At 67.5% G+C, this 16,930-nt stretch carries 14 protein-coding genes; 13 read left to right on the top strand and 1 reads right to left on the bottom strand.

Translation table 11 applies throughout. From position 1 onward, the window contains the following. The first annotated feature begins 39 nt into the window (after window positions 1-39). The 6 genes from dhaL (at window position 40) to U7114_RS08745 (ending at window position 6,460) form a co-directional block, all read left to right on the top strand. Complete coding sequence (dhaL, locus tag U7114_RS08720; RefSeq protein ID WP_323057111.1) at window positions 40-1,818, top strand: dihydroxyacetone kinase subunit DhaL; 1,779 nt, start codon at window positions 40-42, stop codon at window positions 1,816-1,818. Further along, window positions 1,815-2,333, top strand: a complete 519-nt coding sequence (locus U7114_RS08725; protein ID WP_157242074.1) for a ribose-5-phosphate isomerase — start codon at window positions 1,815-1,817, stop codon at window positions 2,331-2,333. Before dhaL ends, U7114_RS08725 begins: the two co-directional genes overlap by 4 nt. 2 nt (window positions 2,334-2,335) lie before the next feature. Further along, the gene (locus tag U7114_RS08730) at window positions 2,336-3,328 is read left to right on the top strand and encodes a 3-hydroxyacyl-CoA dehydrogenase family protein (protein ID WP_323057112.1); all 993 of its coding nucleotides are present in this window, start codon (window positions 2,336-2,338) and stop codon (window positions 3,326-3,328) included. A gap of 28 nt (window positions 3,329-3,356) precedes the next feature. Further along, window positions 3,357-4,124, top strand: coding sequence for an SDR family NAD(P)-dependent oxidoreductase (locus U7114_RS08735; protein ID WP_157242076.1), 768 nt, complete (start codon window positions 3,357-3,359; stop codon window positions 4,122-4,124). 159 nt (window positions 4,125-4,283) lie between these two features. Then, complete coding sequence (locus U7114_RS08740; RefSeq protein ID WP_321213619.1) at window positions 4,284-5,636, top strand: MFS transporter; 1,353 nt, start codon at window positions 4,284-4,286, stop codon at window positions 5,634-5,636. 8 nt (window positions 5,637-5,644) lie between these two features. Next, on the top strand, window positions 5,645-6,460 hold the full coding sequence (locus tag U7114_RS08745) for a triose-phosphate isomerase family protein (RefSeq protein WP_323057113.1): 816 nt from the start codon (window positions 5,645-5,647) through the stop codon (window positions 6,458-6,460). Window positions 6,461-6,473: 13 nt separating this feature from the next. On the opposite strand, the gene U7114_RS08750 is transcribed toward U7114_RS08745, so the two are convergent. After that, window positions 6,474-7,751, bottom strand: a complete 1,278-nt coding sequence (locus U7114_RS08750) for a PrsW family intramembrane metalloprotease (protein ID WP_323057114.1) — start codon at window positions 7,749-7,751, stop codon at window positions 6,474-6,476. Window positions 7,752-7,940: 189 nt separating this feature from the next. Between U7114_RS08750 and pyrR the strand changes: the two genes are divergently transcribed. Genes pyrR through pyrF form a run of 7 tightly spaced genes read left to right on the top strand, consistent with a single transcriptional unit; the run spans window position 7,941 to window position 16,890 of the window. Beyond that, window positions 7,941-8,528: a bifunctional pyr operon transcriptional regulator/uracil phosphoribosyltransferase PyrR gene (pyrR, locus tag U7114_RS08755; RefSeq protein ID WP_321213616.1), complete on the top strand. Its 588-nt coding sequence runs from the start codon at window positions 7,941-7,943 to the stop codon at window positions 8,526-8,528. Next, window positions 8,525-9,550 (top strand): aspartate carbamoyltransferase catalytic subunit, encoded by a 1,026-nt coding sequence (locus U7114_RS08760; protein WP_323057115.1) that lies wholly within the window; start codon window positions 8,525-8,527, stop codon window positions 9,548-9,550. The genes pyrR and U7114_RS08760 overlap by 4 nt, the downstream gene beginning before the upstream one ends. Beyond that, the gene (locus U7114_RS08765; protein WP_157242082.1) at window positions 9,550-10,890 is read left to right on the top strand and encodes a dihydroorotase; all 1,341 of its coding nucleotides are present in this window, start codon (window positions 9,550-9,552) and stop codon (window positions 10,888-10,890) included. Before U7114_RS08760 ends, U7114_RS08765 begins: the two co-directional genes overlap by 1 nt. Continuing rightward, a complete protein-coding gene (locus tag U7114_RS08770) occupies window positions 10,890-11,411 on the top strand; it encodes a hypothetical protein (RefSeq protein ID WP_157242083.1) in 522 nt (173 codons plus the stop codon). The genes U7114_RS08765 and U7114_RS08770 overlap by 1 nt, the downstream gene beginning before the upstream one ends. Next, on the top strand, window positions 11,392-12,711 hold the full coding sequence (gene carA, locus U7114_RS08775; RefSeq protein ID WP_323057116.1) for a glutamine-hydrolyzing carbamoyl-phosphate synthase small subunit: 1,320 nt from the start codon (window positions 11,392-11,394) through the stop codon (window positions 12,709-12,711). Before U7114_RS08770 ends, carA begins: the two co-directional genes overlap by 20 nt. After that, a complete protein-coding gene (carB, locus tag U7114_RS08780) occupies window positions 12,711-16,025 on the top strand; it encodes a carbamoyl-phosphate synthase large subunit (RefSeq protein WP_157242085.1) in 3,315 nt (1,104 codons plus the stop codon). Before carA ends, carB begins: the two co-directional genes overlap by 1 nt. Further along, the gene (gene pyrF, locus U7114_RS08785; protein ID WP_323057117.1) at window positions 16,018-16,890 is read left to right on the top strand and encodes an orotidine-5'-phosphate decarboxylase; all 873 of its coding nucleotides are present in this window, start codon (window positions 16,018-16,020) and stop codon (window positions 16,888-16,890) included. The genes carB and pyrF overlap by 8 nt, the downstream gene beginning before the upstream one ends. Window positions 16,891-16,930: the final 40 nt, after the last annotated feature.

Below are 16,930 nucleotides of genomic sequence, written 5' to 3' on the forward strand. Positions count from 1 at the left end.
CCGGCTTTACTTCTCCAACTCGGATTCAATGAGGAAACCATGACCCAGATCTTCGACAACCCCGCTGATTTCGCGGATGAGGCACTGGACGGCTTTGTGGCAGCCAACCGCGGGTACGTCGCCCGGGTGGACGGCGGCGTGGTCCGCTCCACCGAGGTGCCCGCCGGCCAAGTGGCCCTGGTGGTGGGCGGCGGATCCGGCCACTACCCGGCCTTCGCGGGCCTCGTGGGACCGGGCCTCGCCACGGGCTCCGCCTGCGGCAACATGTTCGCTTCCCCGGCAGCCGGCCAGGTCTACCGGGTGGCCAAGGCCGCCAACGCGGGCGGCGGCGTGCTGCTGAGTTACGGCAACTACGCCGGCGACGTGCTCCACTTCGGCCAGGCCCAGCTGCGGCTCAACGCCGAAGGCATCGAAACCCGCACCGTCCTGGTCACGGACGACATCGCCAGCGCTCCGCTGGACCAGATCGAGAAGCGCCGCGGCATTGCCGGGGACCTGACGGTCTTCAAGATTGCCGGCGCCGCGGCCGAAGCAGGACTGGACCTCGGCGCCGTCGAACGCCTGGCCATCCGGACCAACTACCGCACCCGTTCCCTGGGTGTGGCCTTTGACGGCTGCACGCTGCCGGGAGCGGACGCGCCGCTGTTCCACGTGCCCGCCGGGCAGATGTCGCTGGGCCTCGGCATCCACGGCGAGCCGGGCATCTCCGAACACCCCATGCCCACCGCCTCCGAACTCGCCGAACTGCTGGTCTCCAGGCTCCTGGCGGACAAGCCCGACGACGCCGGGAACCGTGTGGTGGCCATCGTCAACGGCCTGGGCACGGTCAAGTACGACGAGCTGTTCCTGCTTTTCGGGAAGATCGAAAAGCTCCTCACCGCCGCCGGCCTCACCGTTGTGGAGCCCGAGTGCGGCGAGCTGGTCACCAGCCTGGACATGTCCGGACTCTCCCTCACCCTGCTCTGGCTGGACGACGAGCTGGGGCGGTACTGGGCCGCACCTGCCGACACCCCCGCCTTCCGCAAGGGCAACCTGGCTCCGCGGGCCCGCCGTGAGCTGGCCGGACCGGAAGACGCCGTGGCCGGTGAAGCGGAGAACACGACGGCGGCAGCAGCCGAGCTGGGCCGGCTGGCCGCCGCCGTGCTCGCCCAGGTGCAGGGCGTCGTCGTCGAGCATGAAGAGGAACTGGGGAACCTGGACGCCATCGCGGGCGACGGCGACCACGGCATCGGCATGCGCCGCGGCGTGGACGCGGCAGCGGCGGCCGCGGCTGAAGCAGCTGCTGCCGGAGTTTCCGTGGAGCGCGTGCTGACGTCGGCCGGGGAGGCCTGGAGTGAACGTGCCGGCGGCACCTCCGGTGCGTTGTGGGGATCAGCCGTGATTGCGGCCGGGCTCGCGCTCGGCAACAAGGACTCGTACCGCGGCGGCGACGCGGCCGCTGCCGTGGCCGCGTTCGTGGATGCCATCACCGGACTGGGCGGGGCTGAACCTGGCGACAAAACCATGGTGGATGCGCTGCTTCCCTACCAGGAGGCTTTCCGGGCAGCGTTCGACGGCGGCACGCAGGTCAAGGGGGCACTGGCGGCGGCGGCCGCTGCTGCCCGGGAGGCGGCCGATGCCACGGCTTCCCTCCGTCCGCTCAAGGGCCGTGCCCGGCCCCTGGCGGAGAAGAGCCTGGGGCATCCCGACCCCGGAGCCGTATCCTTCGGCCTCATCGCCTCCCGCATAGCACGCTATGCCGACTCCGGCACAGCCGACAACCCACTGACTGATTCCCGGCTGGCCGCTTCCGCGGCCGGAAATGGAGCACAAGAATGAGCGCAGGACAGAACACAGGACAGAATCCCGGACAGGGCGCGGCAGCAGGGTGGCGCATCGTCATTGGCAACGATGAAGCCGGGGTCGAGTACAAGAATGCCCTGAGGGCGCTGCTCGAGGCAGACAGCCGCGTGGCGTCCGTCGTCGACATCGGCGTAGGGGCGAACGACTCGACCGCGTACCCGCACGTGGCCGTGGACGCCGCCCGCAAGGTGGCAGACGGTGAGGCAGACCGCGCCCTGCTGATCTGCGGTACCGGCCTGGGGGTGGCCATCGCGGCCAATAAGGTCCCGGGCGTCCGTGCGGTTACGGCCCACGACGGCTACTCCGTGGAACGTTCGGTCCTGAGCAACAACGCCCAGGTCCTCACCATGGGCCAGCGCGTCATCGGCCTCGAACTGGCCAAGAAGCTGGTGGGCGAATGGCTCGACTACCGCTTCGATGAGACTTCAGCCTCCGCCGCCAAGGTGGACGCCATCTGCTCCTATGAGCCCGACTACACGAAGGCAGTCTGACCATGACCGAAACAGCAAGCACCCCGACTCCAACGGACGCCATCAGCGCGCGGAAGATCGCCGTCGTCGGCTCCGGCTACATGGGCGGCGGCATCGCCCAGGTCCTGGCGCTCGGCGGAGCGCGCGTGGCACTGGCGGACGTGTCCGCCGAAGTGGCCCGGGGCAACTACGACCGCCTTCTGGCCGAATCGGACCAGTTCGTGGCCGGCGGCCTTTTCCCCGCCGGTTCCACAGAGATCCTGAAGCAGAACCTCTGGGCCGCCAAGGACATCGAGGAAGCGGTGGCGGACGCTGACTTCATCGAAGAGGCCGTCCCCGAGGTCATCGCCATCAAGCATCAGACGCTGGCCCGCATCAGCGCAGCGGCGCGGCCGGATGCCATCATCGGCTCCAACACCTCCACCATTTCCATCGCCGAACTGTCCGGGCCGGTCATCAACCCGGAGCGCTTCCTGGGCGTCCACTTCTCCAACCCGTCGCCGTTCATCCCCGGTGTGGAAATCATTCCCCACGCCGGCACGTCCGCATCAGCAGTGGGGACAGCCCGCGACCTGGTCCACGCCGCCGGCAAGCAGACAGCAGTGGTCAAGGACGTCACAGGCTTCGTGCTCAACCGCCTGCAGTATGCGCTGTTCCACGAAGCTGCCCAGCTGGTGGAGCAGGGGATTGCGACGGCGGACGACGTCGACACACTGGTCCGCACCACCTTTGGTTTCCGGCTGCCGTTCTTTGGGCCCTTCGCCATCGCGGACATGGCCGGGCTGGATGTCTACAACTTCTGCTACAAGTCCTTGCAGACCGACTTCCCGGAGAGGTTTGCCACGCCCAGGATCCTCAGCGACCTGGTGGAGGCCGGGAAGCTCGGCACGAAGACCGGCGCCGGCTTCCTCAATGTCCCGGCCGAACGCACCCCCGAGCTCATCGCCTACCGCAACAGGGCCTACGTGGCCATGCAGAAACTGCTTGATGAGCTCGGCCCGGCACCCATCGGCTGACCATCCCTTCCTACTCCCAGGAGCAACCATGAGTGTTTTCCCTGCACGACGCACCGCCATCGTCACCGGGGCGGTCTCTGAGCGCGGCATCGGCCGGGCCACCGCCAACTACCTTGCGGCCCAGGGCTGGAACATCGGCATCATCGACCTCGACGACGCACTGTGCAAGGCCACGGCCAAGGAACTGGCATCCCGCTACGGCGTGCAGGCCCATGGCGCCGGTGCCGATGTGGCTGACGAAGGCTCCGTCCGCGCCGCGGTCGACTCAATCGAAGCCGAGCTGCCGCAGGTGGTGGCCCTGGCCAATATTGCCGGCGTCAGCTCCCCGGTTCCGTACCTGGACCTTGACGCGGCCGAGTGGGACCGCGTGCTGAACATCAACCTGAACGGCGTCCACTACGCCACCCGCCGGGTCGCGGAGTCAATGGTTAAGAACCGGATCGGTCGGATCGTCAATATCTCTTCGGTGTCCGCCCAGCGGGGCGGCGGAACGTTCTCCAAAACGCCCTACTCGGTGGCGAAGGCCGGCGTGATCGGGCTGACCCGCTCCACCGCCCGCGAACTGGGGGAGTACGACATCACCGTGAACGCCATCTCCCCGGGCCCGATCGATACCGACATCATGGGCGGCACCCTCAGCGAGGAACGCAAGGAAGAACTCACCCGCGACCTGGTGGTCAACCGGGTGGGATCCCCCCGCGACATCGCTGCCGCCATCGCCTTCCTCATCAGCGAGGACGCCGGCTATATCTCCGGCCAGACGCTGAATGTGGACGGCGGCCTCTACATGCACTAGGAAAGGACCCCCATGGGCGCCTGGACCAAGGAACGACGGATCTACCTGGCAATCGGCGTGCTCGCCTGCCTGGCGGGCGTGGTTCTCATCGCCTTCCCGCTGTAACCGGGCATCAACGTGCACCGATTTCCACGCTTACATACTCAAAGAGGAGTTTAGATGTCCCTAACAGCAGCATCCACCAAGGAGCTCCTGGACTCGCCGGTCCTTAAATCGGCGATCTCCAAGGCCTCCTTCCGGCTCATGCCGATGCTCGTCATCCTGTACATCGTTGCGTTCCTGGACCGTACCAACGTGGGCTTCGCGGAGGCGGCGCTCGGGGTGGACCGCGGGGTCACCGCGGGGGCCTACGCCCTTGGCGCCGGTATCTTCTTCATCGGCTACGCACTGTTCGAAATCCCCAGCAACCTGCTCCTGACCAAGTTCGGCGCAAAGGTGTGGCTGGCCCGCATCGCCATCACCTGGGGAATCGTGTCCGCCTGCTTCGCCTTCGTCCAGGGCGAGACTTCCTTCATCATCCTGCGTTTCCTGCTGGGTGTAACCGAAGCAGGCCTGTTCCCCGGCGTCATCATGTTCCTCGCTGCCTGGTTCCCCAACAAGGTGCGCGTGAAGATGTTCGCCATCTTCTACCTCGCGCAGCCGTTCTCGCAGATGATGGGTGCCCCGCTGTCCGGCTGGCTGATAAACATCGGCGACCAGGTTCCCGGCGTGGCCGGCTGGCAGGTCATGTTCTTCGTGGAAGGCATGCTCGCCGTTGTGGCCGGCATCGCCGCGTACTTCTTCCTGATCAACAGCCCCCAGGATGCCAAATTCCTGGACCCCGGGGAAAAACAGGCCCTGCTGGATGTCATGGCGCTGGAGGACACCGTCAAGGAAGAAACCGGCCCCCGAGGCGTCGTTGCCGCCATGAAGAACCGCAAGGTCTGGTACTTCACGGCCATCTACTTCTGCCTCCAGGTGGCTGTGTATGGCGTGACGTTCTACCTGCCGCAGCAGGTGTCCCAGCTGACCGGCCAAAAGGTCGGACTGATGGTGGGCCTGCTGGCAGCGATCCCGTGGTTCTTTGGCATCTTCGCCTGCTACTTCATCGGCCGGGCCGCCAACACCATAGTCCGCCGCCGTGTCTGGGGCACCGGCCTGTTCCTCTCCACCGGCCTGTGCATCTTCGGCTCTGCCTGGGCGGGAGCAAACCATATCCCGGCCCTGGGCATCCTCTTCATCACCCTGGCGGTGTGCAGCTTCCTGTCCATCGGCCCCATCGCCTGGTCCTACCCCACGGCCTTCCTCACCGGAACGGCAGCCGCCGCGGGCATTGGCCTGATCAACTCGCTGGGCAACCTGGGCGGCTTCGTGGCCCCGATCCTGCGCACAACGGTCAACCAGGTTACGGCGTCGGACACCGGCACCATGGGGGTCTACGCGCTGGGCGTCCTGCCGTTCGTGGCCGCCATCATGATGTACGCCACCAAGCGGTTCCGCAACAAGGCGGACGACCTGCTCGACCACAAGTGATCGAACCCATGCCCGACTGCAGCACATCGGACCGCCAGGGCACCGAAACGGTGTACGTCGGCGTCAGCACCAAAATGTACCTGGGCTACGCCGACTCCCTTGAGTGGCTCACCGGCATCAGGCACGAAGTGGACACCCGTCCGGCCCTTGCGGCCGGGCGGGTGGTCCCGTTCGTCGTCCCCAGTTTTCCGGTGCTGCCCGCCGCCGGCCGGATCCTCGAAGGGTCGCCGGTCCGCCTCGGCGCGCAGAACTGCGGCTGGGCGGACGGGCCCTGGACGGGGGAAGTGGCTCCGTCCATGCTGGCTGATCTGGGCGTCCTCCTGGTGGAGATCGGCCACGCCGAACGCCGCGCCCACTTCGGCGAAACTGACGGCATTGTGGCGCTCAAGGTCCGGGCAGCGGACGACGCCGGGCTGACGCCGCTGCTCTGCGTGGGAGAAGACTCCTTGGGGGAAGGCTCCCCCCGTGACGCCGCCGTCGTTGTGTACAGGCAGATCCGGGCGGCCGTTGGCGGCGACTGGGCGCTGGCCGCCCGGGTCATCGTGGCCTACGAACCTGTCTGGGCCATCGGGGCAGCAGAGCCGGCGGACACCGGGTACGTGTCCGACGTCGTCAGCCACCTCCGCGCGCTGCTCGCCGGGCATGGGCTAGTGGGGCTCCCGGTCATCTACGGCGGGTCAGCCAAGCCCGGCGTGCTGCCCAGGCTCAGCGGCGTTTCCGGGCTGTTCCTGGGCCGCTTTGCCCACGATCCCGCCAACTTCGGGAAGGTACTGGACGAGGCGCTGGCACTGACTTCAAAGGCCACTGCGTCCTCTGCCGGGTAAGGGCGGCGGGACATCAGCCGGCCACGGCGGCCCGCAGGGCCAGGATGCGCTGCAGCTGCTGGCGCTCCTCAGCCTGGTGCAGCTGGACATCGCGGCCGCTCAGGATGCGCTGCCGGGTATTCGCCAGATGCGTGGCGGCCTTCAGGAACTCCCTCATCTGCCTTTTCCTGCCATAGCTGCCGGCCCAGTTCAACGCCGTCCGCCGTCCGCCCACGGTGGCCAGGAGCTCCACCTCAGCGGGAGTGAACCAGCCTGCCGCCGAGTACTCGAGCAGCCGCTGCCGGGTCAGCCTCTTCTCCGCGACGCGCAGCAGGATGATGCCGCCTACAGCGAGGAGGAAGATGGGCACCTGGACCAGGATGTAGTCCGCCAGGAAGCCCTGCCCCATGCTGTTCCAGCGGTTGTGCAGGAACATGGCAGGCAGCAGCCCCACCAGGAAAGCGGCCACCGAGGCGCCGGTATGCCAGCGCCGGGCGGCGAACCCCATGACCAGCCCGGTGGTGCCCGTGAAGATCGCATGCGCAAAGGGCGACATGACCCCGCGGAGGAAAAAGACCTGGGCGAAGTCGCCTGCGGGATCTGCCGACTCCGCGATGGCCCTGCCGAAGTACAGGATGTTCTCGGTGAAAGCGAAACCCCCGGCGATGGTGAACGCGAAGACCACGCCGTCCACCGGCCCGTCAAAGTGTTTCCTCGCCAGCAGGAGCAGCATCAGCAGCCCCAGGGATTTGGCGAACTCCTCCACGACGGGCGCCTGCACCGTGGCCATGTAGGTCCGGAGGTCCGCCTCGTCAGAAAACTGGAACGCCAGGACGAAAAACGGCTGGATGAGCAGGGTCACCGCAATGGATACGGCGGCGCCCCACGTGAAGGCGAAGTACAGCAGCCGCTTTGGCTCGGGCTCCCACTTGTCGATGATGTGCACGGCCAGGAGCACCACGGACAGGGGGATCAATGATGCGAGGAACCCCACAACGAACCCGGCCGCCCCCGTGCTGGACAGCAGGAACGGCACCACCAGGAAAAGGCTCAGGAGGGCCAGGACACTGACGCCGACGGTCAAACCCAGCAGGCCGCTGCGGGACCTGGCCGCCTTCACCATGGTTCCCTGGTCCTGCGGCGGCACCACAGTTCCAACCGGTGCCCCCTCATGCCCGGGCGCCGGACGGTAGTTCCCGGGCTGCACGTGCCCCATCCAGCTGGGGTTGGCCTGGGCGGGCAGCGGCGCCGTTCCCCGCCCCCAGGGGTCTTCCGGCCGGCCGGACGCAGGGTTGCTCGGATGCATCGACATACCGAAAAGCCTAGGTGTGAGTCGCCCGGACGCCTAAGACCACGCCTTGCCGGTTCCACTAAGCCGCCTGGGTGTGACCATCACCGCGTCCTCCCGACGCATGTCCAGGGAGGCCGCTGTGGTAATTTTGAGACGCACATGATCCTTTTTTAATTCCGTCCCGTGAGGCGGGGAAAGGGGAGACGAGCGTTGACTTCTGTCACCAGCGCACCGGTTCCAGCCAGGGTTGTCCTCAGCCAGGCGGACATTGACCGGGCGCTCACTCGTATCGCCCATGAGATCCTTGAGGCCAACAAGGGATCGCAGGACCTCGTCCTGCTGGGCATCCCGCGCCGCGGTTTCCCGCTGGCTGTCCGGCTCGCCGAAAAAATCGCCGCCGCGGATCCCACCGTTGACGCAGCGGCCATCGTCGGCCAGCTGGACGTCACCATGTTCCGCGACGACCTCTCCCACCAGGGCACCCGGCCGCCGTACCCCACCAAGCTGCCGCGCACGGGCATCGACAACAAGGTGGTGGTCCTGATCGACGACGTCCTCTACTCCGGCCGCACCATCCGCGCCGCCCTGGACGCCCTCGTAGACCTCGGCCGCCCCCGCATCGTCCGGCTCGCCGTTCTGATCGACCGGGGCCACCGGGAGCTTCCCATCCGGGCCGACCACGTCGGCAAGAACCTGCCGACGTCATCCGCGGAAAAGGTCAGGGTCCGGCTGGAGGAAACCGATACCGCCCCCGGCGGCGCACCCGTCAACGAAGTAGTCATCGAGGGGCGCTCATGAAGCACCTGCTCTCCACCGAGGACCTCAGCCTTGCCAGCGCGATCCGTATCCTCGACACCGCCGAGGAGATGGCTGCCGTGGGCGACCGCGAGGTCAAGAAGCTCCCGGCCCTTCGTGGCCGTACCGTGGTGAACCTCTTCTTCGAAGATTCCACCCGCACCCGCATCTCCTTCGAGGCCGCCGCCAAGCGGCTCTCGGCGGATGTCATCAACTTCGCCGCCAAGGGATCCTCGGTGTCCAAGGGGGAGTCCCTGAAGGACACCGCCCAGACGCTGTCCGCCATGGGCGCGGACGCCGTCGTGATCCGCCACTGGGCCTCCGGTGCGCCGCACCGCCTGGCCGCAACCGACTGGATCGACGCCGCCGTCATCAACGCCGGGGACGGCACCCACGAACACCCGACCCAGGCACTGCTCGATGCGTTCACCATGCGCCGGCACTGGGCCCGCCTGGCCGGCACCGGTTCCGAAGGCGCAGACCTCAAGGGCATGCGGGTGGCCATTGCCGGGGACGTCCTGCACTCGCGGGTGGCGCGCTCCAACGTCTGGCTCCTGCGTACCCTCGGTGCCGACGTCACCCTCGTGGCGCCGCCCACCCTGCTGCCCATCGGCGTCGAAAAGTGGCCCTGCAAGGTCAGCTACAACCTGGACGAGACACTCGAACAGGGCGTGGACGCGGTCATGATGCTCCGCGTTCAGGGTGAACGCATGAATGCATCCTTCTTCCCCAGTACCCGTGAGTACTCCCGCCGCTGGGGCTTTGATGACAACCGTCTGCGGGCGCTGGACACCCTGGGCATGAAGGACACCATCATCATGCACCCCGGCCCGATGAACCGCGGCCTGGAAATTTCGGCGGCAGCCGCTGATTCACCGCGTTCCACCGTGCTGGCCCAGGTCCGCAACGGCGTCTCGGTGCGCATGGCCGCACTCTACCTGCTGCTCTCCGGGGACACCCGCGGACCAGCCGCCACCCCCGCCCTGGCGTACGCCGGCACCCATCCCACCAAGGAGAGCAACTGATGGCAGCCAACACCGGAACCTACCTGATCCGCGGCGCCTCGATCCTGGGCGGCGAACCGGCGGACCTGCTGATCCGCGACGGGCTGATCGCTGAGCGTGGGACGGGTCTTTCAGCCGACGGTGCCACAGTGGTCGACGCCGCCGGCCTGGTGGCACTGCCCGGCATGGTGGACGTCCACACCCACCTCCGCGAACCCGGCCGCGAAGACGCCGAAACCGTGGAGACCGGAACCCGGGCCGCCGCGCTGGGCGGTTACACCGCTGTCCATGCGATGGCCAACAGCACTCCCGTGGCAGACACCGCCGGCGTGGTGGAACAGGTCTACACCCTCGGCCAAACGGCCGGCTGGGTGGACGTCCGGCCCGTCGGCGCCGTCACCGTGGGCCTGGCCGGGGAACAGCTCGCCGAGTTGGGCGCCATGGCCGATTCCCGCGCCAGGGTCCGGATGTTCTCCGACGACGGCATCTGCGTCCACGATCCCGTCCTCATGCGCCGTGCGCTGGAATACGTCAAGGCGTTCGACGGCGTGGTGGCCCAGCACGCGCAGGAACCCCGCCTGACAGCCGGCGCCCAGATGAACGAGGGCGAGGTGTCCGCCGTGCTGGGGCTGGCAGGGTGGCCCGCGGTGGCCGAGGAAAGCATCATTGCCCGCGACGTCCTGCTGGCCCGGCATGTCGGGTCCCGGCTCCACGTCTGCCACGTCTCCACCGCCGGTTCGGTGGAAATCATCCGCTGGGCCAAGGAGCGCGGCATCAACGTCACCGCCGAGGTCACCCCGCACCACCTGCTCCTGACCGACGACCTGGTCCGCAGCTACGACCCCGTCTACAAGGTGAACCCGCCCTTGCGGACCGACGCCGATGTCCAGGCCCTGCGCGCCGGCCTCGCGGACGGCACCATCGACGTCGTGGGCACGGACCACGCGCCGCACCCCAGTGAGCACAAGGAATGCGAGTGGGCGCAGGCGGCCATGGGAATGACCGGACTGGAAACTGCCCTGTCCGTGGTCCAGCACACCATGATCGAAACCGGCCTGATCACCTGGGCGGATTTTGCCAGGGTGACCTCCACGGCGGCTGCGGCGATCGGCCGCCTCGAGGACCAGGGCCGGCCGCTGGAAGCAGGGGAGCCCGCCAACATCACCTTGGTGGACCCGGCCGCGCGCTGGACCGTGGAGCCCGCAAAGATGGCCACGATGGGACGGAACTCCCCGTTCAAGGGCATGGAACTGCCCGGCAAGGTGGTGGCCACGTTCTTCAAGGGCCACCCCACCGTCCTCAACGGCGAGCTCAACACCCCGTACCCGTACGGGTCGGCCACAACCGCAGGCGCAGCCTGATGGACACCAAGCTGCTTTCGCTGGTCATCACGCTGGGCCTCATCGCCATAGCATTTGCCCTTATCTGGATGGGCTGGCGGAACCGCCTCCGACGCCAGTCCGACGTCGAACGGTTGCCCGTGGTGCCGGAGGCGCCGGGGGAGCCGCTCGCCGCAGCCGAGGGCCAGTACGTAGCGTCCACCACCGCCGGTGACTGGCTGGACCGGATCGCCGTGCATGCGCTGGGCATCCGCACCAATGCCACGCTGGAGGTCTACCCGCACGGCGTCCTCTTTGACCGTTCCGGGGCTCCGGCGCTCTATATCCCGGCGGCGTCCCTGGCCGGCGTGCGGCTGGACAGCGGGATGGCCGGAAAGTTCGTGGAGAAGGACGGCCTCCTGGTCCTTGCCTGGGCGCACGGCAGCCATGTGCTGGACACCGGCTTCCGGACCAGGCGCGCAGAGGACAGGGACGTGCTCATCGCAGCACTTCAGGAATTGATTTCTTCGGCCCCCGCGGCTGATGCCAATAGTGGAAAGTAAGACAGTGACAACAAACACCGCAGTAACCGCCCCAGTTTCCGCTCCCGTGTCCGCTCCAGCTGCGCTGGTGCTCGAAGACGGCCGCATCTTCCGCGGAAGCAGCTACGGCGCCACCGGAACCGCGCTGGGCGAAGCAGTCTTCGCCACCGGCATGACCGGCTACCAGGAAACCATCACGGACCCCTCCTACGCCCGCCAGCTCGTAGTGCAGACCGCTCCGCACATCGGCAACACCGGCGTGAACAATGAGGACGCCGAGTCCCGCCGCGTCTGGGTCGCCGGCTACATCGTCCGCGATGCCGCCCGCCGCCCGTCCAACTGGCGCTCCGAGCGTTCGCTGGACGAGGAGCTGGTGGCACAGGGCATCGTCGGCATCCAGGGCGTGGACACCCGCGCCATCACCCGCCACCTGCGCGAGCACAAGACCATGCGCGCCGGCATCTTCTCCGGCGAGGCCGCCCAGGCCACGGACAAGGAACTGCTCGACGCCGTGCTGGCCAGCGCCCCGATGGAAGGCGCCCGGCTGGCCGAGGAAGTCAGTATCGACGAAGCCTACGTGGTGGAACCCAAGGACCACGGCTGGGACGGCGAACCCCGCTTCAGCATCGCCGCCATCGACCTTGGCATCAAGGCCATGACCCCGGTCCGGTTCGCCGAGCGCGGCGTCCGCGTGCACGTGCTTCCGGCCACCGCAACCCTGGCGGACGTCAAAGCCGTCAACCCGGACGGCTTCTTTATGTCCAACGGCCCCGGGGACCCCGCCACAGCCGACGCCCAGGTCAAGCTCCTCCGCTCCGTCCTGGACGAAAAGCTGCCCTACTTCGGCATCTGCTTCGGCAACCAGATCCTGGGCCGTGCGCTCGGCTTCGGCACCTACAAGCTGAAGTACGGCCACCGCGGCATCAACCAGCCAGTCATGGACCGGCGCACCGGCAAGGTGGAGATTACCTCCCAGAACCACGGCTTTGCCGTGGATGCACCGCTCGACGGCGCCACGCAGGCACCGGAGGCACGTTACGGCCGCGTCGAAGTCAGCCACGTCAGCCTGAACGACGATGTGGTGGAAGGCCTCGCCTGCCTGGACATCCCCGCCTTCTCCGTCCAGTACCACCCGGAAGCAGCCGCGGGACCGCACGACGCCGCGTACCTCTTCGACCGCTTCATTGACCTGATGGAGGGCACCCGGGACGGCAGGACCGCCAACCTGTCCAAGGAACCGGTGGACTCCGCCCATCCCGCTGCCGGTGCCGCCGCTGGTACCGGGCACAACAACGACAACAAGACTGAGGACAAGAAGTAATGCCGAAACGTACAGATCTCAAAAGCGTCCTCGTCATTGGTTCCGGCCCGATCGTCATCGGCCAGGCCGCCGAGTTCGACTACTCCGGCACGCAGGCGCTGCGCGTCCTGAAGGAGGAGGGCCTGCGGGTCATCCTGGTCAACTCCAACCCGGCCACCATCATGACGGACCCCGAGTTCGCCGATGCCACCTACATCGAGCCCATCACCCCCGAGGTGGTGGAGAAGATCATCGCCAAGGAACGCCCCGACGCCGTGCTGCCCACACTGGGCGGGCAGACCGCGCTGAACACGGCCATCGCGCTGGACAAGAACGGTGTGCTGGAGAAGTACAACGTGGAGCTGATCGGCGCCAACATCGCCGCCATCGAGCTTGGCGAGGACCGCGAGAAGTTCAAGGGCGTGGTGGAGCGCTGCGGCGCCGAGTCCGCCCGCAGCCACATCATCCACACCATGGACGAGGCATTGAAAGCCGCCGAGGACCTCGGCTACCCCATGGTGGTCCGGCCCTCCTTCACCATGGGCGGCCTGGGCTCCGGCCTCGCCTACAACGAGGACGACCTCCGCCGCATCGTGGGACAGGGCCTGCAGTACAGCCCCACCAGCGAGGTGCTGCTCGAAGAGAGCATCCTCGGCTGGAAGGAATACGAGCTCGAGATGATGCGCGACAAGAACGACAACGTCGTGGTGGTCTGCTCCATTGAAAACTTCGACCCCGTAGGCGTCCACACCGGCGACTCCATCACGGTGGCACCGGCCCTCACCCTCACCGACCGGGAATACCAGCGGCTGCGCGACATCTCCATCGCCGTCATCCGTGAAGTTGGCGTGGACACCGGCGGCTGCAACATCCAGTTCGCCATCGACCCCGCCACCGGCCGCGTCGTGGTCATCGAGATGAACCCCCGGGTGTCCCGGTCCTCGGCGCTGGCGTCCAAGGCCACGGGGTTTGCGATCGCCAAGATCGCCACCAAGCTTTCCCTCGGCTACACGCTGGACGAGATCCCCAACGACATCACCCAGAAGACCCCGGCGTCCTTCGAGCCCACGCTCGACTACGTTGTGGTCAAGGTTCCGCGGTTCGCGTTCGAGAAGTTCCCGGCGGCGGACAACACCCTCACCACCACCATGAAGTCCGTGGGCGAGGCCATGGCCATGGGCCGCAACTTCACCGAAGCCCTGCAGAAGGCACTGCGCTCCCTGGAGCAGAAGGGTTCGCAGCTGGACTTCAGCTCCGTCCCGGAATGGGAAGTGCCGGACCTCATCGAGAAGGCAAAGCGCCCGACGACGGAACGGCTCCACCAGGTGCAGCGCGCCCTCCTGGGCGGCGCCACCGTTGAACAGCTCTTCGAAGCCACCAAGATCGACCCCTGGTTCCTCGACCAGCTCCAGCTCCTCAACGAGATCTCCCGGGAAATCCGCCAGGCCGGCGCGCTGACGGCTGACATGCTCAAGCGGGCCAAGCGCCACGGCTTCTCCGACGAGCAGATCGGCTCCCTCACCCACAACTCCGAGGCCGTGGTCCGCGGAGTGCGCCAGGCCCTGGGCATCCGCCCCGTCTACAAGACCGTGGACACCTGCGCCGCCGAGTTCGCCGCGTACACGCCCTACCACTACTCGGCCTACGACGAGGAGGACGAGGTTGCGCTGCACTCCAAGCCGTCCATCCTGATCCTCGGCTCCGGCCCCAACCGCATCGGCCAGGGCATCGAGTTCGACTACTCCTGCGTCCATGCCTCCATGGCGCTGCGCAAGGCCGGCTACGAGACCGTCATGGTCAACTGCAACCCGGAAACCGTCTCCACCGACTACGACATCTCCACCCGCCTGTACTTCGAGCCGCTCACGCTTGAGGACGTGCTGGAGGTCATCGCCGCCGAGGAACGCACCGGCGGCGTGATGGGCGTGTTCGTCCAACTCGGCGGCCAGACCCCCCTCAAGCTGGCCCAGCAGCTGGCCGACGCCGGCGTCCCCATCCTTGGCACCTCCCCGGAGGCGATCGACCTCGCCGAGCACCGCGGCGCCTTCTCCCGGGTGCTCGACAAGGCCGGCCTCATCTCCCCGAAGAACGGCACCGCCGTGTCCTTCGAGGACGCCAAGAAGATCGCCGACGAGATCGGCTACCCGGTCCTGGTCCGCCCGTCCTACGTGCTGGGCGGCCGCGGCATGGAGATCGTCTACGACGAGCCCAACCTGTCCCGCTACATCGCCAACGCCACGGAAATCACCCCGGACCATCCGGTGCTGATCGACCGCTTCCTGGAGGACGCCGTCGAAATCGACGTCGACGCGCTCTTCGACGGGACGGACATGTACCTGGGCGGCATCATGGAGCACATCGAGGAAGCCGGCATCCACTCCGGCGACTCGGCCTGCGTCCTGCCGCCCATCACCCTCGGCACCAATGTCCTGGAACGGGTCCGCACGGCAACCCGCGCCATCGCCGAAGGCGTGGGCGTCCGCGGCCTGATCAACATCCAGTTCGCCCTCGCCTCGGATGTGCTGTACGTCCTGGAAGCCAACCCCCGCGCATCGCGCACGGTGCCGTTCGTCTCCAAGGCCACCGGCGTGCAGATGGCCAAGGCCGCCGCCCTGATCGGCACCGGCGTGACCATCAACCAGCTCCGCAGCGCCTACAAGATGCTGCCGGAGACCGGTGACGGATCCACCCTGCCCCTGGACGCCCCCGTCTCCGTCAAGGAGGCAGTCCTGCCGTTCAGCCGCTTCCGTACGCTGGAAGGCAAGGTTGTGGATTCCCTGCTCGGCCCGGAAATGCGCTCCACCGGCGAGGTGATGGGCATCGACAAGCACTTCGACACCGCCTTCGCGAAGAGCCAGGCCGCCGCCAACAACGCACTGCCCACCGAAGGCAAGATCTTTGTCTCCGTGGCCAACCGGGACAAGCGCTCGGTGATCATGGGCGTCAAGCGGCTCTCCGACCTCGGTTTCGAGATCGTGTCCACCGGCGGCACCGCCGACGTCCTGCGCCGCAACGGCATCCAGGCAACGCCGGTCCGCAAGGTGGCAGAAGGCAGCAGCGCCGAAGGCGAAGGCACCATCGCCGACCTCGTGATCGCGGGTGAGATCGACATGGTCTTCAACACGCCTTCCGGCGGCGAGGCCCGCAGCGACGGCTACGAACTCCGGGCCGCGGCCACGTCCATCGGCATCCCCTGCATCACCACGGTGGCCGAGTTCAACGCCGCAGTGCAGGCCATCGAGGCCATGCGGACCTACGAATGGTCGGTCACCAGCCTGCAGGAGCATGCCGCTGCCCTGGCCGAGTCCCAGAAGGCGGCGCTTCAGCGTGCCTGAGCAGGCACCAGCGTCCCCTGCAGTGCAGGGCCGGGAGCCCTTCGGCTCCCGGCTTGGCGCGGCCATGGCCGCCCGCGGTCCGCTCTGCGTCGGGATCGATCCGCACCCTGCCCTGTTGAAGGCCTGGGGGCTGGCGGACGACGCCGGCGGGCTGAGGCGGTTTTCGCTGACAGTTTTGGAGGCCGTGGGTTCGCTCGCTGCCGCCATCAAGCCGCAGGTGGCGCTGTATGAGCGCCACGGGTCCGCCGGCATGGCTGTCCTGGAGGAGCTTCTTGCCGAAGCGCGCGATGAGTCGGTGCTCACCATCGCCGATGCCAAGCGCGGCGACATCGGATCCACCATGGCCGCCTACGCAGACGCCTGGCTCCGTGACGATTCCCCGCTGGCAGCGGATTCGGTGACACTCAGCCCGTACCTGGGTTTTGAGTCCCTGCGGCCAGCCCTGGACCTCGCTGCCGCGACCGGCCGCGGCGTCTTCGTCCTTGCCCTGACGTCCAATCCGGAGGGCGCCTCGGTCCAGCACGTCGGCGGAACCGATTCGGTGGCCCGGAGGATTACCGAAGCCGCCGCGGCGGAAAACCGGCGCTACCCGGGGAACCTGGGCTCCGTGGGCCTGGTGGTGGGTGCAACCGTGGGCTCGGCCCTCGCTGAACTGGAACTGGACCTTGCCGCGGTCCGCGGCCCGCTCCTGGCGCCGGGCCTCGGGGCCCAGGGCGCCACGCCCGCCGACCTCCGCGCCACGTTCGGTACGGCCTACCCGCAGGTCCTCGGAACATCCAGCCGGGACATCCTGTCCGCCGGGCCGGACCTGCGCGGCCTGCGGGACGCCGCGCAGCGGACCCTGCACGGCCTCCGCAGCGAATAGCGGCGGGTTTCACCGGATGCATTGATTCGGGCAGCACCAA

The sequence above is a fragment of the Pseudarthrobacter sp. C1 genome (assembly GCF_034720455.1).
Classification (GTDB): domain Bacteria; phylum Actinomycetota; class Actinomycetes; order Actinomycetales; family Micrococcaceae; genus Arthrobacter.

Bases quoted from the DNA above. Each gene is read 5' to 3' on its own strand.
- U7114_RS08750 (WP_323057114.1), bottom strand. From the start codon at position 7,751: ATGTCGATGCATCCGAGCAACCCTGCGTCCGGCCGGCCGGAAGACCCC.
- U7114_RS08770 (WP_157242083.1), top strand. From the start codon at position 10,890: ATGGACACCAAGCTGCTTTCGCTGGTCATCACGCTGGGCCTCATCGCC.
- carA (WP_323057116.1), top strand. From the start codon at position 11,392: ATGCCAATAGTGGAAAGTAAGACAGTGACAACAAACACCGCAGTAACC.
- U7114_RS08760 (WP_323057115.1), top strand. From the start codon at position 8,525: ATGAAGCACCTGCTCTCCACCGAGGACCTCAGCCTTGCCAGCGCGATC.
- U7114_RS08765 (WP_157242082.1), top strand. From the start codon at position 9,550: ATGGCAGCCAACACCGGAACCTACCTGATCCGCGGCGCCTCGATCCTG.
- dhaL (WP_323057111.1), top strand. From the start codon at position 40: ATGACCCAGATCTTCGACAACCCCGCTGATTTCGCGGATGAGGCACTG.
- U7114_RS08735 (WP_157242076.1), top strand. From the start codon at position 3,357: ATGAGTGTTTTCCCTGCACGACGCACCGCCATCGTCACCGGGGCGGTC.
- U7114_RS08745 (WP_323057113.1), top strand. From the start codon at position 5,645: ATGCCCGACTGCAGCACATCGGACCGCCAGGGCACCGAAACGGTGTAC.
- carB (WP_157242085.1), top strand. From the start codon at position 12,711: ATGCCGAAACGTACAGATCTCAAAAGCGTCCTCGTCATTGGTTCCGGC.
- U7114_RS08730 (WP_323057112.1), top strand. From the start codon at position 2,336: ATGACCGAAACAGCAAGCACCCCGACTCCAACGGACGCCATCAGCGCG.
- U7114_RS08725 (WP_157242074.1), top strand. From the start codon at position 1,815: ATGAGCGCAGGACAGAACACAGGACAGAATCCCGGACAGGGCGCGGCA.
- U7114_RS08740 (WP_321213619.1), top strand. From the start codon at position 4,284: ATGTCCCTAACAGCAGCATCCACCAAGGAGCTCCTGGACTCGCCGGTC.